This window comes from Bacillus sp. FSL R9-9410, assembly GCF_038050385.1.
GTDB lineage: Bacteria > Bacillota > Bacilli > Bacillales > Bacillaceae_G > Bacillus_A > Bacillus_A cereus_U.
The window spans coordinates 110,286-131,998 of sequence record NZ_JBBOTV010000003.1; the positions used below are offsets into that span (position 1 = coordinate 110,286).

Here is a 21,713-nt window from a genome sequence, read left to right on the forward strand (position 1 = left end):
TATAAAATTAAAATCACATTCCTCTCCAACGTCATGCTATTGTTTCATCTTCAATATGTATAGCTGGAATATCAACTTACCCTCATTTTCATCAAATATAGACCAGTTTTCATCATTTAGGAATTCTGTATATATACTTTCAAAGTCAAATGTACTTTCTTCATCCACCATTTCTTTAAAATAAGTGTGAAATACGTTACTTTTATCACTTAAATGTATTGTTCCATACATCCATGGAATTCCTGTAAAAATATCTGAAATTTCTCCCATAATTAATAGAGATTTCACAAAAAGATTAAAGAAAAAAGCAAACAAACATCTACTTTCTATATTCATTTTAATATAACATACTTATATATAAAGGAATTTTTAGAATTAAAATTGAATATTACTGTCATAAGTTATAAAAAAGATTCAAAAGCAAATAGCCTTTGAACCTTTTGAAGAATACACATTTTATCCATGCATTTACGAAGGATAACAAGACTGTAAAGATTATATTAAAGTCTAATTAAATATAATTTTATTTTTTGTTAGCAAACAGTAACACATTCATAGCCTAGATATCCAATATTCTTACAAGCTTGACAATACTTACTTTTTAAACAACAAGTCTCCCGTGTAGTACAGTATCTAGTTGAACCACACAAGTCCGCACCACCTGGATTTGGATGTTCCATTTCTTTAATTTCAGTGTTTTCTTTCTTCATAATTTGCAACTCCTTCCTTATAAATAAATTGATTTAATAAAAACTGATGCTTATCCTTCTAATCCCCACATCTGAGAAAAAATAATAAATGAATTAATTTTTGTATCCTTCATATTTATAAAAGTGAAATACAATTTAGAATATTAAAAACTAATTTTAATTTTCCTTAAATAAATTTAGATATTTTCAGTATAAAACTGAAAACTATTCTTACAGGTTTACAATGATCATTCATTTTTACATAAAATAAAGGGTGATGAATATGTTTAATAATGATAATGAGTGTAAAAAAACGATAGAGGAACTATTAAAAGAAGAACTGAAAAAAATTGAAGATGAAGCCACTAAAGAAGCGCCTGGTTTCTTTGAATATATTGAAAAAGAAAACTAGTTTTCTAGTTTTCTAGTTTTCTAGTTTTCTAGTTTTCTAGTTTTCTAGTTTTCTAGTTTTCTAGTTTTCTTTTTCTAAATAAGAGTTGTATTCAGAATCTAGCCGCACTTTTCGTCTATCCTATTGGATATTTCACTCTATTTGAAGGCGACAATCGGATTCGAACCGATGCTAAAGGTTTTGCAGACCTTTGCCTTACCACTTGGCTATGCCGCCACGCGTTCTCTTTTAATAAATAAAAGAGAACTCCTAATTTAAATTATCAAAATACAACTCATTTCTATATAAATTCAATACTTGTTACTCCTTGATTAGCTCTTTTGGGGTTTACAGTAAATGCTAATACCGTACTCTTTTTCAATAAAATTATGAAAACTTTGTAGTTTATTTGTATAAACCATTGCTAAATCCTGATAAAAACAAATATCATCTGCTTGACAACAATCTATATATTTAGCAACAATCATTAAATCTTTTTTTAAATCGTTGTATCTTTTGAGTTCTTTTTCAATATCCATCAAGTATGTCCCTCCTATTAATATATCTCACACTCCTATTAAAAAAATTCTAATTCCATTAAAATAACTCAAAATTACTTTGAACGAATTGCATCTTTTAATGTCTCGATAGCTTCTGTTAATCTTTCAAGTTTTTTTTCAAATCTAATCAGCAAATAAACAGCTAATACTACAGGGAAGCCAAAATTACCAATAGCCGAAAACCAAGGCTCCAAATGAGTAGGTTCCATGTTGCTAATCCCCCATTCTATAAAAGTTGTATTAGACCATTACCTTCTTCAAGATATGAAAAGCCTAATTTTTCTGCATGTTTTATTAAGTAAAAGTGTGCCAAGTGAGATGAAACTATTTTGTTATTCATTTGAGAAGAAATCATGTTTAAGGCAAGCGCAAGTGCTCCTGATACAAAGGGAGCAGCCATAGATGTACCAGTAAGTTTTGCAAATCCCCCCCCAAAAAATGTCGAAGTTATTTCACTTCCAGGAGCAACAAAATCTAAGTTTATATTTGTATTTGAATACGGTGTTATTTTTTTATACCGATCTACGGCCCCTACTTGAATAACTTCCTTGTAAAATCCTGGATAAGAAATCTCTATAGATTCCGGATTCCCATCCCCTTCATTACCAGCTGCTACAACAATCAATATTCCAATATCTCTAGCTTTTTTTATAACCAGATATAGTTCTTCTCGATGTACAATACCACCTAATGACATGTTAATAATCGCCACTTTTTCACCATTCGTTCCTTTCCAACTCATTGCATATTCTATTGCTTTTATTACATTGCTATAACTGCCCTTACCATGTCCATCAATCGTCTTTAATATTAGTAATTTACTTTTTGGAGCAACACCTACAATAGTACTCCCATTTTCTTTAGCTGCAATAATTCCCGACACATGTGTACCATGACCACGATAATCCTCAAAAATACTTGGATCACCGTAATCATCTTTGGTAAAGTTATATCCACCAATAATGTTATCCTTTAAATAAGGGTGTGTTACATCACATCCGGTATCTATAACAGCAATTACAATACCTTCCCCCCTATTACTAGGATTCCAAACTTCTTTTGCTCTAATTAAATCAATTCCATAAGATTTAACATTTGTCTCACTTGAAATCTCATTTACAATTACTGGACTTTCTTTAATAACAATCATTTCTCCCCCTCCAAGGATTGGCTTATGTTATAAAGAGCATCTATAAAAAGGAAATTAAAAAATCTTTATAATAAAACCACTACTAATACACTAATTTGACAACTAGAATCTCTTTTTAATAACTATCATCGCCATATATTTAACGTTCGACAAACGTCAAGCTTCATGTCAGAAAATGATTACAATATTTTATAAAACTGAAGTTTAATACTGGTAATTTAGAATCCATTTTAAAGCAGCTTTAATTCCGTTGAAATTGGAACTAAGGCTGCTTAATAAATGACTTCTTTTTACTGTCTATTTGACGAGGATAAGATCAATTCAAATTTTTTTAAAAACTATTTTTTCACTTCCTTTAGCCAAAAGTATTATCTACTTAGAGCACTAATCAACTTAGTATCTGTAAAACCAATTATTTTTTCTTCTGTCTGTTTTTCGATGTCTTTAATAATAAATAATGGGATTCCATCAGCATTATAAGCTTCAAACTCTTCTCTTACCTTGTCTTCCATAATATTTTTATTAATATACTCTATCCTATGTTCTTTAAACCACTTTTTAGCTTTCATACAAAAACTGCAGCCATCATGCCCGTATAACGTAATTTGCTTATTCATAATAATCCCCCTTAATTGGTATTCATTTTTAAAAGAGAAAATAGGCAATCAAAAATCAAATTCTATTATAAAAAAACTAATAGCTCACCTATATTAAATTTTTAATATTTAGATTTTTATTAATTATCAACATGCTAATATGGAATTATATAGAAGAAAACTATCTGATTTTCCGCTAATTGAAAATATGATAATATTGAATAGAACTTACGTTCGTTCTTTTCGTAAATTTTTTCTTTTTTTTGATTTTTCTGGTTATATTTTCTCTTTCAATAACAAGGAGGGTATTTTATGTCAAGTGAGAAAGTTAAGTCCTATATAAAAAAACATAAAAAAAAAGATGAACGAACCTATAGTACGTATGTTTTTACAAGAAACGGAATATTATGGTCTATTTGAAAACGCAATCATTAATCCTACAGATAAAAATAGACAACTTTTAGACAATGCTTTCAAATCACATTACAAACGAGTGAAAATTATTAATTATGTAAGTAAGCTAATACATTTTTATTCTATCGATTTTGATAAAAAAATTAATCTTAATAACAGCAGAAATATATTAAACCTAGATACTCCAATCGAAGATAACCATGGTAATCAAGCATCAAGGTATGATGTATTAACATCAGAAAATGAAGACACAATATATAATAATATTATAGAAGTAGAAGGTGATTTAAGGGAGCATTTAAGTAATGAAGAATTATATATCGAATTTAAAAAGTTATCCGAAAAACAGATTAAAATATTAAATCTGTTTTACATAGAAGCGTACACAAATAGAGAAATTGCTCAATTACTAGGTGAATCCGAACAAACTATTTCATATAATCACAAAAGCGCGATTAAAAAATTGAAGCAAGCAATGAATTTTAAATTGGAGTGAGATAACAATGAGGGATGTGACTACAGTCAATTTTGAAGAAATAATTATAATGTTCTCGCCAAAAATAAAGAGAAGTTTACAAAATACTTCTATACAAGAACGAGAAAATTTAGAGCAAGAACTAAAAATAAAAATTTACGAAAAGATTCCATTCTTACAAGAGATGTCCGCACCCACTTTTTTTGATTTTATAGAAAAGCAATAATAAAGTGTCGAAATTATTTCTCATGTTTTTATAAAATAACCACCCCACGCTATAAATAGCATGGGGGTTTTTTATTCTTTTCACTTTTCAAACTCAATTACTATTAATTTTAAAAGCCCCCTCACTAGCATAGATTTAAACTTTAATTTTCTAATAAAATTTAATTATCTTTTTGAACTTTCAATTACCAATCCCTCTTATATAAGAGAATCACAAATTAGTTCATAGGAGGAAGATAATATGTATAATATTACAAACGGTCGTTACATGACACAAAATGAGGTGCAAGAAACATTAAAACAAGCAGTTGAACAACAAGACTTTCAGACTTTCATTTCTGAAGTGTCACTCCGTCAACAAATTGATGTCGAGAAATTAGAAATCAAGTTTGGTTATATGTTCGATATACTAGAAGTGGAGCCACCTACTGTAAATGTAGTTAAAAGCATTTTACTACAGAATAAAGAAAAAAATGTACAATTAAGCATTGTAGCATATAACAAAGTCGGGGACACACATATCAATTACGATTTCAGTGCAGATTATAAAACAGAAGTATCTGTAAAACAAATTACGCTTAATAAAGCGCTGGAATTATCTCAAGAGCCCACTGTTACGGTTTCAACAGTTGAAGATGTCGGACAATTTGAAATGCTAGACGGCACTGTTCCTTACAATGATCCTAACTACGCTCCAGGAGAATCCATAGAAAATTTAAACACTAAAGATCTGATGGATGGATGTTTAGCAGGTTATAATCATTGTGGTAAAAGCTGCGGTGATGGAGGTAGCACTGGTGGAGGAACGCCAATTAATCCTGTAGATTCATGCTGCCGTGCTCATGACCGCTGCTATGATATGTACGGATTTGACAAGTGTTCATGCGATAGAGTATTCGGCGATTGTGTGCGCCCTTACAAAGGTAAATATACAATGGCAAATGCAATCTTAGCTTGGATCAGCGTTAAATATTGCCGTAATTAAAAAAGAAGTAGAGCATAATGCTCTACTTCTTCTAATATCTAAAATACTAGTTTTAACTACTTAAAAACCTTGCGAATAACTTTACAAATATTACTAGAAGAAGATTTGCTAGAGCTATACATCCTGATAACAGAGCTATCATAAATTCTCCCATTCCGTTATTGTACAAAAACATAGAATAAGAGAATACTGCAAATAATAGTGAGACAATTGCTGGTATGAATTTAATGCTAGGTCTTTGAGGTAATTTAGTAGTTAGAATAAATGTCGCTAACAAAGTTACTGGGAAGAAAAAATACATGACTATTTGCCATATCAATATAATCACCTCCTTTCCTATACATTCTCTCTACCGTTTTTATCTAAGATGTAATTATTATAAAAATAAATTTTTAAAACATAAAACTTGCCACTTATTCATTCTCATATCGAAAATTTTATGTATTGACTTGAATAAAATTATGTCCTGATTACTTCACACAAAACGTGTGCTTAGATTTTTAGCACAGACCATAGTCTGTGCTTTTATTTCAATTATATTCCATTAATACTAATAAATCATCTTCATTTTAAAACCAAAATCACCTTAAATTCAGACAAATTCCCCCACGTTTGGACACACCCTTTTGTATCTTGCTTTCGTCTTACCTTGAATTTTTTATTCATGTGACATTCTCCTATCTATTATATCCAAGTGAAATTCATACACAAATCAGACGCAGTCACTTCAAAAGATACATCTTACGATTCAGATCTGCCAGTGAAAGCTACACTGGTAAATAGCAGTAAACGCGGTTCAATTCGAACGCCCTTGAAAAAACAAGAATTTGATGCATTTCTTGAAATCTCTGAATACCAATATCTTATGAGCTGATTGGTGACAGTTAGATATTATTATGTGGTTCTTAAGTTTTATAAATATAAATAATAAAATCGCTCCTTTTAATATTAAAGGGAGCGATTTTATTATAACGCCTTTAGATTTAATACTGTAGCTTTAAAATAAATTTTAATTGATTCGATGCTAATAACCTTGATAAGCACTCTTAATATTTTCAGTTGGTTCACTCTTTTATAAAAAGGTTTGATTATTTCCTTCTTATCTACGGCATGCAATCTATAACCCTAGTACACCGACAATCTGACAAGCTTTAAAATTTTCAATATGATAGTACATCTCTAATCCTCTTCTTTCCGAACGTAGGATCTTTCCTCTCATTTTTGATAGATGCTGAGAAACCGTAGATTGTGGTATCTTTAGTAAATCTGTTAATTGTGTTACATTACAGATTTTACGGTGATTCAATTCCTTCACAATTTGTAGTCTAACTGGATGTGCCATGATTTTTAATAATTCTACGTCTGCCTCTGAAATTTGGTTCATTTCTTTTTGGTTTTGTAATGTTGTCATTTTTAATTTCTCCTTTTCTATATTCCATTCTTATTTTTTTCGAATTAACTGACGTTATATATGTTCATGTCTATTTATATACAAGGTGTTTTATCGGTTTCCCTCTTCTATCTTTCGTCTCTAAGGTATAAAAGTATAATAATAGCTAAAAATCCAATAAAAGATAGCATAGGTATCGAGATGAAACCGAATAAATTTAAGTAATCTTCTGTACAAGAAACTCCTACTGAACAAATCTTCATCTCACTAACAGGAAAAGCCTGAATCGTTATTTGATAAACGGCTATTAATAAGCCAAAACATGCAAATGGAAATGCATATGTACTTACGTATGGATCTTTTCTATACATGCCTATACCCAATATTAATACTAATGGATACATGGCCATTCTTTGGTACCAGCACAAATCACATGGCGGCAGCTTCATCCATTCACTGAAAAACAAACTAATTAACATTGCACTAGTAGCTATCGTCCAAGCAATTGCAATATGATACTTTCGAATTAACGCCATTCTTCATTCACCTCATTTAATGTTCTGCTCTACTTAGCGTCCGTATGTGATTAGCTTATTTCCATGCTTTGAGAATCCTGTCTCAATGGAAAGTATCCAATCGTTGATATCTTCCCAGTCATATCCTTTTTCTTTTAGTTCTATCGGGAACTTATTCTCGAAATCATCCCGCATTTCGTACATACTTTCCAATGCTTTTTCCATTTGACCAAATTTATAAAAAATGTGCGTGTTTACACGTTTGTTTCTCTTTTCTGATACAGCCAAATATACGTATCGTTTTTCTTTCGCTAAAACGAATTTCAAGAATCCCGCTACCTGACTCATCTATTCCATCTCCTTCACGGTTTTCCTTACCACTCTCTTTTTAATGTGAGTAAGGAAAACTTTCTCTCTTACAGTTTAATTCAATGAATATCTCATTTTTTTGCTTTGAACATACAAAACATACTAAGATTAGTAGTGCAGACCAAGGCATTGGTTCGCACTACTATTTTTTATATAGTAGAAGTGAAGAGGAGGTCGTGGGTGTTTTGGGATCCTGAATCCGTATACAAAACTGACCTTCTTCACTTACCTTATTTGAATCAGTTTTTAGTATGTTGGTCTTCGAGATCGTGTATAAGAAATGAGAATCGATAAGTGTAAGTTGAAGACTTCAATTCCACCTGAGGAGGCGCTATATGAAACACGTTATTGCATTTGATGTCAGTATGGGTAAAAGTTATATGGTAATTTATAATGCACAAAAACAATGCGTATTCGAAAGTGAAATCAAGCATTCTAAGCCTGATTTTAAAAAGCTACAAGAAAAGATACATAAGCTTACAGATGAAACCGGTGAATCACCTGAAATTGTGTTCGAAGCAACAGGGATCTATTCCAGACAGCTAGAACGATTTATGCAAAATAACCAGTATACATATTGTTTATTAAACCCATTAGAAGCCAAAATACAATGTGATTCCTTGCGGATTCATAAGACAGACCGAAGCGACGCACACCGATTAGCTCTCACTCATTTTACAGTTACCCGAAGGGTATCTACCGGAACTGATAATTTATTCTATCAGTTAAAATCTCTTTCTAGATTATATAGTGAACTGGATGATGAATTATCAATAATTCGCGGCCGTATGCATAAAGTAATCCAATTAACATTTCCAGAATTGGAAAGAATATTTACTAGTAAATCTGATTTGTTTTTAAATTTTGTTCAACTATTTCCCCACCCAGATTGTGTTTTAGGTCTTTCTAAAACCATTATAAAAAATCGTATTCGTGCCAATACCAATAAAAAAATATCAAATATTACGGCGGAGAAAAAAGCGATTCAGATACTTGAAATAGCGAAAATTTGCTATCCTGCTGTTTCTCAGAACGATGTTCTGTGTGACCAGCTCAAATTATACGCAAGGCGCTATCAAGAGCTTCTTCACCAAAAAGAAAGCTGTATTAGCAAGATGGTGTATGTAGCTGAGCAACGCGCAGAATACGATATCATTCGCAGTCTCCCTGGGATTGGACCGAATACTGCCGTACGCTTGATGGCTGAAATAGGAGATATTACTCGTTTTAACAATAACAAGCAACTCAATGCATTTGCTGGTATTGATATACGCCGTTTTCAATCAGGTAAAACCTTTTTTAAAGATAAAATCAATAAACGTGGAAATAAACATTTGCGGAAGCTCCTTTTCCTCATCATCCAGAACATGATTAAACAACGACGTTACGGACAAAATCATATTGTTGAGTATTACGATAAATTAAAAACGCAACCTTATAACAAGTGTCATAAAGTTGCGTCCATTGCATGTGTAAATAAATTATTGAAGCTTCTCTTCTATCTCATTACACATAATATGCACTATGATTATCGGTTAGCCGCCTAAAACCATAGTTTCATCCATCGTACCATATCTTCCCCCTAGTAAAAAATGGACACATATTAGGGGTATTTGGCTTGCATTCTAATTGGCTTAAAATCTCTGGCATTTAATCAATTATAACTCTAAAAAACATTTGACTAATCGTAAGAAAAACACTCATCATCACAATGTTTATTACACCAGCTGCAGCTCCAATTTTTGAAATAACATAGATGTATTCATTATTACTGAAAGGCATCATGCTCGAAAATATAAAGACAATCGAAATAACAAACGATAAGATCATGTTTCTTTTATTCTCTTTCACACTTAAAAACCTCCTTATTTTAATCTCAAAGCATTAGTATTCTTACTATGCTTGAGTGATATGCGTTAAGCGGCATCATTTCGGTTATAATGATGTTTCTTTTCATCCACAAAGCCTTTGATACTCCACACTCCACTTTTAGTTGATTTTGCTTTCTTTTCTGCATCTAACATTTGTGGAAGCAGTGTAGTGTTCGGTTTAGTAATATAAGCTACAATCCCGTATCCTAATTTGACCATTAATTCATTTACATGTATTCCCTCGCAAAATATGTACGCTAATTTTCTGCCATACTTGTCTTCTTTTTGTCCATGATCATATACCAGGGTTACATCTTTTCCTTTTATTTGTTTCTTTAGAAAAGAAGATGCTTCTTTACCCATCTTTTGTGGCGGAATCTTTCGAGAAACAGATTCAGGGGTGTCTAATAATAGTAACCTTACCGTCTGCTTCTTCCCGTTTACTTTTACATCTACTGTATCTCCGTCTTTTACATGTATTACTTTTCCTTTACCCGTTTCTAATCTTTTTAATTTGTCCCTGTATGCTTCCGGAATATCAACATTACTCTTTCCTTCTACATTCTGCTGGATTGCTTCCTGGGCCGTTTGGGCAGGTTTTGAATCATTTGTTTGTGTTGAACTGCTACATGCTGTAATTTGAAAGACTAATGATGTTATACAAGCAATCTTAATCCATGGTTTCATACCGTAGTATCCTTTCCTATTAGTATCACTCTACTTAATATACAAATGGACTATTTGCTGGATTCACTTCTTTATAATCACAACACAAGCAAAATCGAACCCACTTTGGATGTTCGTTAAACGTAGCCCTGAATGATTGCTTTTTACATTTGGGACATGCTGATATTTCATTCCCCTTATTACGCTTCTGACTCTCCACATTCTCAAAAGATACATTTGTAGTTGGTATTTCACTCGTACACAATATACCTTCCCCCTCTCTTTTTTTAGGAATTTATAGACAACGAAAAAAGGACACACCTATGGCATATGTATGCGTAGGTGTGTCCTTTTGCAGGTAGATTTAGAAGTATTTTGTTACTTTCATCATATCATAATTCTTATTAATTTTATATATGAAATTTAGGATTTTATAATATTATTTCTTCTTCTCATATACAAAGGTTATTCTCTTCTGTGCAGAGTCATATGTTAATTTTGCACCAAACGATTTCCCCGTTTTTTTCGATTTAAATCCTTGGATTATATCTGTCATATTCTTTTCTAATAATTTCTTAATCTAGCTTGTTGTGATTCTTTTTTCAAGTATCGTACCTGAAATAATGAAATCACAACCTTTTTTATAACGTTCACATAAATAGTTCGTTTTACCTATTATTACTCTCTCTTGGCATAAAGGACATTAGAATTTTTATTTCTTTAGGCTTATTTCGTTGTATCAAAAGGTACAGTTTTTACTTTTTGTGACGTGACGCCTATAATATTATTAACAATCTATGTTCTACATAATAGCTGCTACACTATCAATCTTATAGAGGTGTATATATGAAAATATTATTAGAGGGAAGAAGAATATTTGAATACGAAACTGATGAAAATACAAGGTATCTGATCTTTTCGAATGAAAGTTTAAAAAAATATGTGTACAATGCCGCATCGATATTTATTAAAAAAGGGGACTTTTCTTATCCTCAAAAATGGCTCATTAGTGACAATTTTGAAACTAGAGAATTATTAACTCCTATAAATGATTTTGATTCAAGTATTTATGAATATATGTTTCATATTGATTGACCGCTAGTAGATAGGGTAACCCAAATTCTAAAGCCATATGGCATTCAAGTTGCTGAAGAACCTAATGGAGTACGAATGCGCGATTTAAATGGTTTGTTGCGTTTAGAAGAGATACCTCAAGAAGTTCAAGATGAAATTAGAGGTGCCTTAGCAGAGGAGGGTTTAAGGACATACGAGGAGTTTCAAGTATTCGAGTGTTACTCTTGTAAAGAAAAGGGTAATGAAGAATTCTTCATTATAAATGGAGATAATGACATAATCTTATCCGATATTTCTTACGATCAGACAGATTGGTTTTCCGATAAATATATAGTTGAAACATATCGAAAAAAAACTCATTCAAACACGGAATATGTGTTTAAAACAGATAGAGACGAATGGTTTATATACTCCCCTGGAGATTCAGATAGTAACTATTGGGTTTTAGAGCATATATATGAAGATGAATTGGAGGACTTTCCGCTTTCTTCTTATATAAAAGTTGAAACAGAAAAGAGAGATATTCCAGAACGAGAAGATGAAATCGATTTTCAACGTTATTTTAATAAGGATACTCCTTACGACTTTTATTACTCAGATAAGATGTTTGCACTAAAAATTTTACAAGACGAAGGGCGATTCAATATGGCAAACATTAATGGCAAATGGGAAGGGTATACAGAAATGGTTTTAAAAGGTGAAGAACCGTTCTGCAAGTGGGATGATATGAAATATGTTGGTTCGGGCATTTTCGGTGATATTAAAGAAGAAAAATTAACACAGGAAGAGATTATGAACTTTGCTGTTGAAATGAGGGTATAGCTTTAAAATAAAGTTTGATTAAAATAGCTCACCGTGACCCCTTATTTTCAGCAAATATAAAAACTCCATTTTGAACAAAGATTGATCAAAATGGAGTTACCTTTAAAAATCTCGTATAAGAACCTGTCTAGAATCTTTTTAGTAAAATCGCCACACCTGCCAATAAGTAACTCTGTCTACTATTTTCAAGTGTTCGTTCACAGTTCTTCCACAGTCTGCGGTAATTTTCCAACCAAGCAAAAGTTCGTTCCACAATCCAGCGTTTCGGTAACACAACAAACTTGTGAAGTTCAGAGCGTTTAATGACTTCAACCGAACAATCAATCGTTTCTTTTATCGATTGTGCAAATGATGGGCCCGTGTATCCACCATCACAAAGTATATTTGTCACTTTGTCCAATGCTTTCTTATGCTTTTCACACATTTGGATGGCACCCTCTCGGTCTGTTATATTCGCAGTTGTTACCTGAATCGCATGAATGAGACCGTTGGTATCTACAGCGATATGTCGTTTGATTCCTGACACTTTCTTTCCGGCATCGTAGCCTTTTTCACCAGCCGTCCATGTGTTTTTCACGCTTTGTGCATCTACGATGCAGAAACTCGTCTGCTTTATGCGCTCACTTCCTCTCACTGAACAGCTATAGTTTAAATTTCTTGACTTTTAAGACAAATTCCTTTAATCTTCTATCGACAAAATCATGTGAAATACATCGTATTTTTCTAATATTTTACACATCTCGATAAAAAGGGAGTTGTTTCCATGTTTACAAAAGAAAGTTATGCAGGTTCTCGTGAAAAGCAGTATGAGACAGTAATTAAACAACTGGATGCATTATTAACTGGCGAATTAAACGTAGTCGCAAACTTATCAAATGCGTCCGCATTATTAAACCAATTTTTAGATCGCGTTAATTGGGTTGGCTTTTATGTAACAGAAGGAAATCAGCTTGTTCTTGGGCCATTCCAAGGAATGCCAGCTTGCGTACGTATTCCATTCGGACGCGGTGTTTGCGGCGTAGCAGCTGAAACGAAAACAACGCAACTTGTAGCGGACGTTCACCAATTCCCAGGACATGTCGCTTGCGATAGTGCCTCTAATTCGGAAATCGTTGTACCGATTATAAAAGACGGACATGTCATTGGTGTACTTGACATTGATAGTCCTGAAAAAAATCGTTTCGATGAAGTAGATCAGCACTATTTAGAAAAGTTTGTGGAAACACTGTTAAAACATATATAAGAAAAAGAGTGAGTTATCGATTAAGTACGTAATGTACGAAACCGATAGCTCACTCTTTTTTATTGATTACTAACAGTAGATATTTTCTTTAACGCTTGCTCTAGATCAGAAACGATATCCTCCCACGATTCTAAACCGACAGATAAACGTATTAAATTATCGAAAATACCCATTTCTTTTCTTAGTTCTGCCGGAATCGCAGCATGCGTCATTGTTGCTGGATGCTGAATTAACGTTTCTGTATCACCTAAACTTACCGCGATCGTAATAAAGTGAAGGTCATTGATAAACGCTTGTGTTTCCTCTTTCCCGCCTTTGACAGAAAAAGAAATAACGCCACCGCCCCGTTTCATTTGGCGAGATGCTAACTCCCCTTCTGGGTACCAAACCCCTTCTACTACATCATGATTTTTTAGGAACGATACAATTTTTTCTGCATTATCACAATGACGATCCATTCTTGCTGCTAACGTCTTTAATCCGCGTAATAATAACCACGCATCAAACGGCGCCATAATACCGCCGATATCTTTTCGCATCGGACGAATTTTTCAGCTAACACTTTCGTTTTACAAATTGTTACACCCGCTACAACATCACCATGGCCACCAATATATTTTGTCGCACTATGCACAACAGCGTCACAACCAAGCTCAAGCGGTCTTTGTAAATAAGGTGAACAAAACGTATTATCAACAATGACGAGTAGGCCATTTCGCTTCGCAACCCCGATAACTTGTTTTAAATCAATTAATTTCATCGTTGGATTAATTGGCGTTTCAACGAAAATGAGCTTTGTATTCGGACGAATTTTCTTTTCAATATCAGTCTCTGTTTCCATATCACAAAACGAATGCGTAATCATAAATTTTTCTTCTAACACTTCTAAAAAGCCGTACGTGCACCCATATAATCCATTTGAACAAATAATATGATCTCCAGCCTTTAAAAAACCAATTAAAGTTGCTGAAATAGCTGCCATACCAGACCCGAAGGCAAGTGCTTCTTCTCCTCCTTCTAACACAGCCATACGTTCTTCAAATAATTTTACAGTCGGATTTCCAAGCCTTGAGTAAATATAAGAACCTGTCTAAAATCTGGGGTATAATCTATGTAAAAAGGATGATTCCTATGATACACAATTATACAAGTAATATATCCCGTGAACAGTTTGAACTGATTCGAGAGGATTTAGAAAACGCACGGAAAAGGACGCGCTCCCGCACAGTCGATTTGTACGAAGTATTCTGCGGTGTACTGTACCTGCTCACAACAGGCTGCCAATGGCGTAATCTGCCAAGTGACTTTCCAAACTGGAAAACCGTGTATGCCTACTATCAAATTTGGCGGAAAGTAGACGAGAATGATACAAGTCTTCTCGAAAAAGTGCATAAAAAAATTGGTCGAAACATATCGTGAGCAAGATGGGCGGAAGAAGCAGACGAGTTTCTGCATCGTAGATGCACAAAGCGTGAAAAACACATGGACGGCTGGTGAAAAAGGCTACGATGCCGGAAAGAAAGTGTCAGGAATCAAACGACATATCGCTGTAGATACCAACGGTCTCATTCATGCGATTCAGGTAACAACTGCGAATATAACAGACCGAGAGGGTGCCATCCAAATGTGTGAAAAGCATAAGAAAGCATTGGACAAAGTGACAAATATACTTTGTGATGGTGGATACACGGGCCCATCATTTGCACAATCGATAAAAGAAACGATTGATTGTTCGGTTGAAGTCATTAAACGCTCTGAACTTCACAAGTTTGTTGTGTTACCGAAACGCTGGATTGTGGAACGAACTTTTGCTTGGTTGGAAAATTACCGCAGACTGTGGAAGAACTGTGAACGAACACTTGAAAATAGTAGACAGAGTTACTTATTGGCAGGTGTGGCGATTTTACTAAAAAGATTCTAGACAGGTTCTAAAATTTTTATAAGAAAGTTTGATTATTTTAACTACCCTTCTTCAACGCTGAAGCACCCGATTGTGGTGTTAGTGCTCTTACAATGTAGTAATAATCGGTCCTTCCTTGGTAAGAATAACCGTATGTTCGTATTGAGCCACAAAGCTTTCATCGGTTAGGAAGGTCCATCCATCTTCGGATTGGAAAACTTCCTCTTCAAATGTAGAGATCATAGGCTCAAAGGCAATTACCATACCATCTTTTAAAATTTCGTCATCCCATGGGGCAAAGTAATTGAAAATATGTTTTGGTTCTTCATGAATCGAGCGCCCAACACCATGTCCAGTAAGATTTTTTATGACTGTTAAGCCATGCTGTTTCGCTACATTGTGTGCAGCTTTTCCGAGCGCGCTTTTTTTTGAACCTGGCTTTGCCTTCTTAAGTCCAGCATAGAATGCTTCTTTAGCTACGTCACATATTTTCTGTAAAGTTTGCTCTCCTTCCCCTACTACAAAGGAAATTCCGGTATCTGCGAAATACCCGTTTTTTGAACCTGAAACATCAATATTTACTAGGTCCCCTTCTTGAATGGTTCGTGTCCTCTTCGGAATCCCGTGCGCTACTTCTTTATTTATGCTAATGCACGTATATCCAGGAAAATTGTATTCTCCTTTTGGGGCAGATTGAGCTCCTGCTTTTTCAAACATCTCTCTCGCAATTTCATCGAGTTCTTTTGTGGTAATTCCAGGTTTCGTACTATGGACTAATTCATCTCGAATCGCCCCACAGATTTCACCAATTACTTTTAAGCCATTAAAATCCCCTTTATTCTTTACAACCATTGATATCCCCACTTTTTAAAGTATTTTATGATTAGTATTCCATGTAGTTTATAGCATAAACGGGTTTTCTTCAACAATCTGGCCCGTTTGTGGAACAAGAAGAAATCCTGCATATTAACACAGGATTTTTAATCGATCTTTATTTTAAATAATCAAACTTTGTTTTATATGATCAATCTTTTTTATTTAACTACAGAGGGAAAAGAAACAGAAGGACACAACTATACACTAAGAAAAGTCTAGAAGATACGGAATATTTAAAAATTAATCACCTCAAAAAGAACATGTAGTAAATTCTACATGTTCTTTTTTTCTTATTAACCGACCAAGGTTATATTGTAAATGTTCATAGCATTGTATGTTGAATTTCAATTGTAAGTTCTAATGTAAACTTTTTATCATTAGTTTACATTCAAAATATGAAAAATAAAGAGATTAGAACATCTAAAAAAACTAGATTTATGCTAGCTTTTTTACATAGTTTTCTTTAAAAGAAATCATTATATCTAAAAACCTATAAAAATTCCCTCAAAAGATTTAAAGGGACTTCTATAACATTTCCCTTAACTTCATAGTTATAGCCTACAACCTACGCAATTCTATTTTTCGCTTTTATCTAAGTCGCGTAATAACAAGATGTGCTGAAACAGACTCTGTTCCTCCAGCCAGAGGAGTAATGGTTAGTGCTGTGGATTCGCTAGCAGGATTTCGTACAGTAAGTATTGAATTGATGACTGATGTTTGCACAAGGGCCATTCCTACTATCTGAGAAGTACCAGTTGCTCGACCAACTACCGTATAAGCTAATTCAACAGCTCCTGCTCCGGAATTAAGAGTTAAAACTAGTTGACCCGCTTCGGTCACACTCACCTGAAACAAGACCTGATAACTACCGATTGCAGACAAATTAAATGTATCAGCACCAGTACGTGCAATCCCCGCCCCACTAAAAGGTCCGTCTCTTGGAAAATCTACGTCTCCACCGACTGCAACTGTTGCAGCATTATCAGGGGGCATCAACGCATAAAAATCCGCAAAATCTAATACTCCTCCTGTCGAGCCTGTTGCTCCCGTTGGACCTATGTCTCCTGTCAGACCTGTCGCTCCCGTTGGACCTATGTCTCCTGTCGAACCTGTTGCTCCCGTTGGACCTATGTCTCCTGTCAGACCTGTCGCTCCCGTTGGACCTATGTCTCCTGTCAGACCTGTCGCTCCCGTTGGACCTATGTCTCCTGTCAGACCTGTTGCTCCCGTTGGACCTATGTCTCCTGTCGGACCCGTTACTCCCGTTGGACCTATGTCTCCTGTCGGACCCGTTACTCCCGTTGGACCTATGTCTCCTGTCGGACCTGTTGCTCCCGTTGGACCTGGTGGACCACCTAATGGTCCCGTTGCTCCTGTTGGACCCGTCGGACCTGGTGGACCACCTGATGGTCCCGTTGCCCCTGTTGGACCCGTCGGACCTGGTGGACCACCTGATGGTCCCGTTGGACCTATGTCTCCTGTCGGACCCGTTACTCCCGTTGGACCTGGTGGACCACCTAATGGTCCCGTTGCTCCTGTTGGACCCGTCGGACCTGGTGGACCACCTGATGGTCCCGTCGCTCCTGGTGCCCCCGTCCCTGCTGGTCCTGTTGCTCCTGTTGCTCCTGTTATTCCTGTTGGACCAATTTCGGGTAAAGGGAAACAACATTGAAACGGTATACATCTATTCTTTTTAAATTTGCTCATAGTTCTCACCTACCTTATAGAAAAAACAACTTTTCTAAATACCTACACCACAACATATGAACCTTCCAAATATAAGTATAGGGAAAACGCCTATGAAAACCACAATAGAATCATACAGTTAAGCCCAATTTGGGGTACGGAAACGATTCAGGGAATGAGGGGCCACTTTGGGTTTAAATTACAATTTCAAAATTCAAACAAAAACCGAAAGTAAACTTTTAGCCCTTAGTTTACTTTCAAATTGTTGATTTTATCACAAGATTCATAGTGATCGAGGGTATCAATATACGCCACATGAGTTTAGGGGAAAATAGAAAAGGGCAAGCACGAAGCTTGCCTTGTTTTTATATTCTTTAGGACCACTAGTATTACCCGCCCTATCAGTAATACGATAATATATGGGAACACTTCCATTCTTTATTTCTTTAACATCAGCGAATGGAACTTCGAATACAATGTTTATATTTGTACACATAAAGTTTACATAACACCACTTATCGGTATTCAATGCATCTAGAAAAACCCCTTCAGTTTACTTGATAAAAGGGTTTCCTATTTACATAATTTTCGTTCTCGGAAGTCAATGTATCTTGTTTATTTAATATTAGCACCCGTTTGTTTCACAAACAAAGGCCATTTAATTTAAAAACTTACAAAAAAATGGTTCCAATCATTACTACACAACTAGTTCTTTAATGGTGTTAAGTATCCCTTCTGAATAAGAACCTATGGTTAAACGTCCATGTCCATTTTTTGCCTCACTTGTAGCGTTCTCAAGTAAATAACCGAATTTTACAGCCTGTAACATTTTTAAGTCATTACCACTATCACCGAAGGCAATTGCATTTTGTCGGTCTATCTTAAATTTTGCTAATATATATCTCACAATCTCGTCTTTTCCAGTCCCTAAAGGGATAAAATCAATATCATATGCATTCTTTGGGTCTCCAGCCAAAGGATTACATTGATTGATGTTTATACTAATTTTAAAATCACTAGCAACTTGTCTAATATGGTTAAGGTTTAATTGATCGTCCCTTTCATTCTTGCAGAAATAGTAGTAATTGTTTTTGTATTTTGATGCACCCATCTGTGATTGGCTATCTAAAGCAATATTTTTAGAAGCTAACAAATCAACTATCTCTTTTATTTTATCGGGATGGTAATTGCCATTATCAAACCTGCTAAGCCATTCTTTATCAATTTCACCTTGTTTTAACTTGTTGAAATAATGAATTTCTGTTCCCAAATCACTTGCAATAAAATGAGGAAGATACTGAAATCCACCCCTCTTCATTTTTTCAAGAACAGCCTCAATGTTACTACCCGTTACCAAGCCAAAAAGTAAACCAGAAACCCTACTTTTTTCTACGATAGTCTGTTCTAATGTTTGTATTTGACTTTTTCGTTCCGCGGTTAATTGGTGAGGAAAGTATGTTTCATCAAAATCACTAAATAAAATGTACTTAGGATTTGGTATTTCTGGTAAAGTTCTAAAAAGATTGTAGTCCATAGAGTAACCTCCATAAATTCTTCTCTCATTCACCTTCATCTTACCATAAATATCCAATTACTTATATAACTAAACTGCCAGTTAATTGAACAAGAAACAATGTATACCATATACATGCTCGGTTAACATAACGTCCTATTATCAGTAGCAAGAAAAAGGCGGATCCCTACTCTCACAAAGAATCCGCCTTTTTCTATTTCTATGGCTCTATTCATTTTTTTATACATTCCTATCCCGGCGTGGGTTTCAGGGTTCCCATTTGTTACTGGATTAGCCGAAAAACTGTATAAAATCTTGCATGCTCTTAGCGTAGTTTTTTTCCAAAATGCTGGCGGTACCCCATCGCTATCAAGCTAAGAAAAGCAACGTCCGCAAAACAAAAATATATATTTTTTTGTTTTGCGGACGTTATAAAATTCTTAAGTTGATGGGTATTGATTTGCATATATTTAAGAATTATATTTAGATACAAAACGAAATTCATTTTCTTATAGTTATTTAATCCTGAATATAAATAAAAGTCTTTTAGTAAGAACGCTACATTCTTCTCTATTTACCAACACTCACATTTTTTGTAATTAATTATGATATAGATATTGTTTTAAAGTGTTTTGTGCAAAATAAACAATTGAGGTTTTTAGGAATTATAATCAGGATTTTATTTTCTCTCTCTAAATTCACATAATTTTCAAATATTATAACTTCACATGTTAGGATTTGGTATATAATGAAAACAACCCGTAGTTAGAGTGTTTGCTCCGATTCGAATTATGAGATAGTTTGTTTTAACTTTTTTTCATTATCTAAAAAAAGGACTTGTAGGGATTCCTACAAGTCCTTTTTGCTTTTCAAATCAACAAAAATCCAAGATGAGTCTTCTCATTTATTCCTTAACTAAAAAAAACATCCATTAATTTAGTTAATTTTCTAAACATATGCTATTTATCAATTAGCAAACTAATTGGAATTAAATTTCTTAAAACAGGGACACTCTGGATAGTTTTATCTAACTCCTTCAATCTCTCCTCCCTCTCATTAGGAGATACCTGCAAACCACCAACTAAACTTTTTCCTTTAAATATAATAGAGTCAGCTTTTCCTTGTTTAAATTCAATTAATTGAAATTCATTTTTTGACATCATATATTGATTATTATTTATTGTAAGAGGGGATACAAGCATTCTATTTTTATCTTTATCTAACATAACAAATTCTTTTCCCTGGTATTGTACAATTGTATAATCTTCTTTTTTTTCAGCTTTTGTATATCCATATTGAAAGAAAATCCAAGATGAACCTATACCAATTGTAATGATTAGAATCCCTCTTATTCCCCAGTTACATAGCTTCCAAATGTAAGCCAATGGGTTTCTTCTATAAATAGCAACAATACCTCTTAAACATAGCTTTAATAGTCCATTTTTAATTGTTCCTGACTTCAACTTTTTTAGGGAAAGTACCATAAATATAAATAGTAACATTACTAGTAAGATAAAAAAAAGGATCCATACTCTTATCCCTAATAGATTAGCTACATTAAAATTATATGAATCCTTTAATACTAAAAATGGTAGATAGCCAAGGACTAGCATAAGAAAAATTCCATTTGTAATTGCATTTATAGGAGCAAACTCTTTCTTATCATAAATTGTTCTTATCACTTCCTTAAAATTACCAACTTTATTTAAGTCTGTTTCAATAATTGAACTTGAAAACTCACCTATTTTTGAATAAAAGCTTTCTAATTTCACCCTTATAAAAGTTTCTTTTTTAGGAGCATTTTGCCTCGCATCCAGTATGTTGAACATAAAAGTTGCACACCAAATTATAATTCTTGAAATAAAATATAAAACACATACCCTGAGTATCAAAGAAGAAACATCATATGCAGAACTAACAATTAAAGATACATCTAGATCACTTAAACTAATATCATCTATACCATAGTAATCTCTAATTCCCTTTTGAAAGGAATAAGAGAAAAAATAGATGGCTCCAGTGAGAATTGTGAAAATCCATGCAGTATCTTGTAAATACGATAATCTATCCTTTTGTATTTGCTCACCTTCTTTTTCCATTTGATAACTTTTTCTTTTTATTCTCTTTCTCACCAATACACACCCTATCTAACTAATTCTTGTAAACACTTCTAATACCTAATAACAGCTTTACCAATATAACCCTATCTTTCAATAACATTCTACCATTAGTTTTACTGTAGAAATAAAAGTTTCTGTAAAATCCTGTGCTTAAAATAAAAAAAATCCAATATCTAGCATCTA

The 21,713-nt window shown here is 33.8% G+C and carries 22 protein-coding genes, 1 tRNA gene and 4 pseudogenes; 8 read left to right on the plus strand and 19 right to left on the minus strand.

Going from position 1 to position 21,713, the window contains the following annotated elements:
- Window positions 1–31: 31 nt before the first annotated feature.
- Together MKX77_RS27235 and MKX77_RS27240 are read right to left on the minus strand one after the other, a co-directional pair.
- Window positions 32–270: pseudogene (locus tag MKX77_RS27235) on the minus strand (hypothetical protein).
- Between the two features lie 263 nt (window positions 271–533).
- Window positions 534–710: a hypothetical protein gene (locus MKX77_RS27240; protein WP_341308318.1), complete on the minus strand. Its 177-nt coding sequence runs from the start codon at window positions 708–710 to the stop codon at window positions 534–536.
- A 262-nt stretch (window positions 711–972) separates the two neighbouring features.
- On the opposite strand from MKX77_RS27240, the gene MKX77_RS27245 reads away from it, so the two are divergent.
- Entirely contained in the window at window positions 973–1,101 is a 129-nt protein-coding gene (locus tag MKX77_RS27245) for a hypothetical protein (RefSeq protein WP_341308319.1), read from the plus strand.
- 145 nt (window positions 1,102–1,246) lie between these two features.
- On the opposite strand, the gene MKX77_RS27250 is transcribed toward MKX77_RS27245, so the two are convergent.
- From MKX77_RS27250 to MKX77_RS27270, 5 genes are all read right to left on the minus strand, one after another.
- Window positions 1,247–1,317, minus strand: a tRNA-Cys gene (locus MKX77_RS27250).
- 95 nt (window positions 1,318–1,412) lie between these two features.
- Complete coding sequence (locus MKX77_RS27255) at window positions 1,413–1,619, minus strand: hypothetical protein (RefSeq protein WP_341308320.1); 207 nt, start codon at window positions 1,617–1,619, stop codon at window positions 1,413–1,415.
- Window positions 1,620–1,693: 74 nt separating this feature from the next.
- Window positions 1,694–1,849, minus strand: a complete 156-nt coding sequence (locus tag MKX77_RS27260; RefSeq protein ID WP_341308321.1) for a YvrJ family protein — start codon at window positions 1,847–1,849, stop codon at window positions 1,694–1,696.
- 17 nt (window positions 1,850–1,866) lie between these two features.
- Window positions 1,867–2,790: a S8 family peptidase gene (locus tag MKX77_RS27265; RefSeq protein WP_341308322.1), complete on the minus strand. Its 924-nt coding sequence runs from the start codon at window positions 2,788–2,790 to the stop codon at window positions 1,867–1,869.
- Between the two features lie 368 nt (window positions 2,791–3,158).
- Window positions 3,159–3,407 (minus strand): glutaredoxin family protein, encoded by a 249-nt coding sequence (locus MKX77_RS27270; RefSeq protein ID WP_341308323.1) that lies wholly within the window; start codon window positions 3,405–3,407, stop codon window positions 3,159–3,161.
- A 340-nt stretch (window positions 3,408–3,747) separates the two neighbouring features.
- Between MKX77_RS27270 and MKX77_RS27275 the strand changes: the two genes are divergently transcribed.
- Both MKX77_RS27275 and MKX77_RS27280 read left to right on the plus strand, forming a co-directional pair.
- A complete protein-coding gene (locus MKX77_RS27275; RefSeq protein WP_341308324.1) occupies window positions 3,748–4,296 on the plus strand; it encodes a sigma-70 family RNA polymerase sigma factor in 549 nt (182 codons plus the stop codon).
- Window positions 4,297–4,741: 445 nt separating this feature from the next.
- On the plus strand, window positions 4,742–5,485 hold the full coding sequence (locus MKX77_RS27280; protein WP_341308325.1) for a hypothetical protein: 744 nt from the start codon (window positions 4,742–4,744) through the stop codon (window positions 5,483–5,485).
- Between the two features lie 1,117 nt (window positions 5,486–6,602).
- On the opposite strand, the gene MKX77_RS27285 is transcribed toward MKX77_RS27280, so the two are convergent.
- The 3 genes from MKX77_RS27285 to MKX77_RS27295 all read right to left on the minus strand — a co-directional run bounded on the left by MKX77_RS27285 (window position 6,603) and on the right by MKX77_RS27295 (window position 7,738).
- Window positions 6,603–6,896 (minus strand): ArsR/SmtB family transcription factor, encoded by a 294-nt coding sequence (locus MKX77_RS27285; RefSeq protein WP_137057966.1) that lies wholly within the window; start codon window positions 6,894–6,896, stop codon window positions 6,603–6,605.
- Between the two features lie 107 nt (window positions 6,897–7,003).
- Window positions 7,004–7,411, minus strand: a complete 408-nt coding sequence (locus tag MKX77_RS27290) for a disulfide bond formation protein B (RefSeq protein ID WP_341308326.1) — start codon at window positions 7,409–7,411, stop codon at window positions 7,004–7,006.
- 33 nt (window positions 7,412–7,444) lie between these two features.
- Window positions 7,445–7,738, minus strand: coding sequence for a hypothetical protein (locus tag MKX77_RS27295; RefSeq protein WP_002139809.1), 294 nt, complete (start codon window positions 7,736–7,738; stop codon window positions 7,445–7,447).
- A gap of 356 nt (window positions 7,739–8,094) precedes the next feature.
- On the opposite strand from MKX77_RS27295, the gene MKX77_RS27300 reads away from it, so the two are divergent.
- Window positions 8,095–9,306, plus strand: coding sequence for an IS110 family transposase (locus MKX77_RS27300; protein ID WP_002203979.1), 1,212 nt, complete (start codon window positions 8,095–8,097; stop codon window positions 9,304–9,306).
- 103 nt (window positions 9,307–9,409) lie between these two features.
- Here MKX77_RS27300 and MKX77_RS27305 read toward each other — a convergent pair whose 3' ends face one another.
- From MKX77_RS27305 to MKX77_RS27315, 3 genes and pseudogenes are all read right to left on the minus strand, one after another.
- Window positions 9,410–9,610 carry a hypothetical protein gene (locus MKX77_RS27305; protein WP_341308327.1) on the minus strand — a complete coding sequence of 67 codons (201 nt, stop codon included), beginning with the start codon at window positions 9,608–9,610 and terminating at the stop codon, window positions 9,410–9,412.
- A gap of 65 nt (window positions 9,611–9,675) precedes the next feature.
- Window positions 9,676–10,317, minus strand: a complete 642-nt coding sequence (locus MKX77_RS27310; protein ID WP_341308328.1) for a thermonuclease family protein — start codon at window positions 10,315–10,317, stop codon at window positions 9,676–9,678.
- A gap of 418 nt (window positions 10,318–10,735) precedes the next feature.
- A pseudogene (locus tag MKX77_RS27315) lies at window positions 10,736–10,999 on the minus strand (topoisomerase C-terminal repeat-containing protein); the annotation flags it as partial.
- Window positions 11,000–11,142: 143 nt separating this feature from the next.
- Between MKX77_RS27315 and MKX77_RS27320 the strand changes: the two are divergent.
- On the plus strand, window positions 11,143–11,391 hold the full coding sequence (locus MKX77_RS27320) for a hypothetical protein (RefSeq protein ID WP_341308329.1): 249 nt from the start codon (window positions 11,143–11,145) through the stop codon (window positions 11,389–11,391).
- Between the two features lie 75 nt (window positions 11,392–11,466).
- A complete protein-coding gene (locus MKX77_RS27325) occupies window positions 11,467–12,192 on the plus strand; it encodes a hypothetical protein (protein ID WP_341308330.1) in 726 nt (241 codons plus the stop codon).
- Window positions 12,193–12,319: 127 nt separating this feature from the next.
- Here MKX77_RS27325 and MKX77_RS27330 read toward each other — a convergent pair.
- A pseudogene (locus tag MKX77_RS27330) lies at window positions 12,320–12,811 on the minus strand (IS5 family transposase); the annotation flags it as partial.
- A gap of 144 nt (window positions 12,812–12,955) precedes the next feature.
- On the opposite strand from MKX77_RS27330, the gene MKX77_RS27335 reads away from it, so the two are divergent.
- A complete protein-coding gene (locus tag MKX77_RS27335; protein WP_341308331.1) occupies window positions 12,956–13,435 on the plus strand; it encodes a GAF domain-containing protein in 480 nt (159 codons plus the stop codon).
- Between the two features lie 59 nt (window positions 13,436–13,494).
- Here the strand turns inward: MKX77_RS27335 and megL are convergent.
- Window positions 13,495–14,519: pseudogene (megL, locus tag MKX77_RS27340) on the minus strand (methionine gamma-lyase); the annotation flags it as partial.
- A gap of 47 nt (window positions 14,520–14,566) precedes the next feature.
- Here megL and MKX77_RS27345 point away from each other — a divergent pair.
- A protein-coding gene (locus tag MKX77_RS27345; RefSeq protein ID WP_445819125.1) for an IS5 family transposase occupies window positions 14,567–15,356 on the plus strand; the annotation gives its coding sequence in 2 pieces (ribosomal slippage) (window positions 14,567–14,824 and window positions 14,826–15,356; 789 coding nt in all).
- Window positions 15,357–15,443: 87 nt separating this feature from the next.
- Here MKX77_RS27345 and map read toward each other — a convergent pair.
- From map to MKX77_RS27365, 4 genes are all read right to left on the minus strand, one after another.
- Entirely contained in the window at window positions 15,444–16,187 is a 744-nt protein-coding gene (gene map / locus MKX77_RS27350) for a type I methionyl aminopeptidase (RefSeq protein WP_341308333.1), read from the minus strand.
- Window positions 16,188–16,799: 612 nt separating this feature from the next.
- On the minus strand, window positions 16,800–17,918 hold the full coding sequence (locus MKX77_RS27355) for a collagen-like protein (RefSeq protein ID WP_341308334.1): 1,119 nt from the start codon (window positions 17,916–17,918) through the stop codon (window positions 16,800–16,802).
- Window positions 17,919–18,594: 676 nt separating this feature from the next.
- Window positions 18,595–19,431, minus strand: coding sequence for an HAD-IIB family hydrolase (locus MKX77_RS27360; RefSeq protein WP_341308335.1), 837 nt, complete (start codon window positions 19,429–19,431; stop codon window positions 18,595–18,597).
- A 938-nt stretch (window positions 19,432–20,369) separates the two neighbouring features.
- Complete coding sequence (locus MKX77_RS27365) at window positions 20,370–21,542, minus strand: hypothetical protein (protein ID WP_341308336.1); 1,173 nt, start codon at window positions 21,540–21,542, stop codon at window positions 20,370–20,372.
- Between the last annotated feature and the right edge of the window lie 171 nt (window positions 21,543–21,713).

Excerpts from the sequence above, each read along its gene's own strand:
- MKX77_RS27295 (WP_002139809.1), bottom strand. The coding sequence starts at position 7,738 with ATGAGTCAGGTAGCGGGATTCTTGAAATTCGTTTTAGCGAAAGAAAAA.
- MKX77_RS27300 (WP_002203979.1), top strand. The coding sequence starts at position 8,095 with ATGAAACACGTTATTGCATTTGATGTCAGTATGGGTAAAAGTTATATG.
- MKX77_RS27275 (WP_341308324.1), top strand. The coding sequence starts at position 3,748 with ATGAACGAACCTATAGTACGTATGTTTTTACAAGAAACGGAATATTAT.
- MKX77_RS27255 (WP_341308320.1), bottom strand. The coding sequence starts at position 1,619 with ATGGATATTGAAAAAGAACTCAAAAGATACAACGATTTAAAAAAAGAT.
- MKX77_RS27260 (WP_341308321.1), bottom strand. The coding sequence starts at position 1,849 with ATGGAACCTACTCATTTGGAGCCTTGGTTTTCGGCTATTGGTAATTTT.
- MKX77_RS27245 (WP_341308319.1), top strand. The coding sequence starts at position 973 with ATGTTTAATAATGATAATGAGTGTAAAAAAACGATAGAGGAACTATTA.
- MKX77_RS27290 (WP_341308326.1), bottom strand. The coding sequence starts at position 7,411 with ATGGCGTTAATTCGAAAGTATCATATTGCAATTGCTTGGACGATAGCT.
- MKX77_RS27360 (WP_341308335.1), bottom strand. The coding sequence starts at position 19,431 with ATGGACTACAATCTTTTTAGAACTTTACCAGAAATACCAAATCCTAAG.
- MKX77_RS27355 (WP_341308334.1), bottom strand. The coding sequence starts at position 17,918 with ATGAGCAAATTTAAAAAGAATAGATGTATACCGTTTCAATGTTGTTTC.
- MKX77_RS27285 (WP_137057966.1), bottom strand. The coding sequence starts at position 6,896 with ATGACAACATTACAAAACCAAAAAGAAATGAACCAAATTTCAGAGGCA.
- map (WP_341308333.1), bottom strand. The coding sequence starts at position 16,187 with ATGGTTGTAAAGAATAAAGGGGATTTTAATGGCTTAAAAGTAATTGGT.
- MKX77_RS27280 (WP_341308325.1), top strand. The coding sequence starts at position 4,742 with ATGTATAATATTACAAACGGTCGTTACATGACACAAAATGAGGTGCAA.
- MKX77_RS27240 (WP_341308318.1), bottom strand. The coding sequence starts at position 710 with ATGAAGAAAGAAAACACTGAAATTAAAGAAATGGAACATCCAAATCCA.
- MKX77_RS27335 (WP_341308331.1), top strand. The coding sequence starts at position 12,956 with ATGTTTACAAAAGAAAGTTATGCAGGTTCTCGTGAAAAGCAGTATGAG.
- MKX77_RS27270 (WP_341308323.1), bottom strand. The coding sequence starts at position 3,407 with ATGAATAAGCAAATTACGTTATACGGGCATGATGGCTGCAGTTTTTGT.
- MKX77_RS27310 (WP_341308328.1), bottom strand. The coding sequence starts at position 10,317 with ATGAAACCATGGATTAAGATTGCTTGTATAACATCATTAGTCTTTCAA.
- MKX77_RS27265 (WP_341308322.1), bottom strand. The coding sequence starts at position 2,790 with ATGATTGTTATTAAAGAAAGTCCAGTAATTGTAAATGAGATTTCAAGT.
- MKX77_RS27320 (WP_341308329.1), top strand. The coding sequence starts at position 11,143 with ATGAAAATATTATTAGAGGGAAGAAGAATATTTGAATACGAAACTGAT.
- MKX77_RS27325 (WP_341308330.1), top strand. The coding sequence starts at position 11,467 with ATGCGCGATTTAAATGGTTTGTTGCGTTTAGAAGAGATACCTCAAGAA.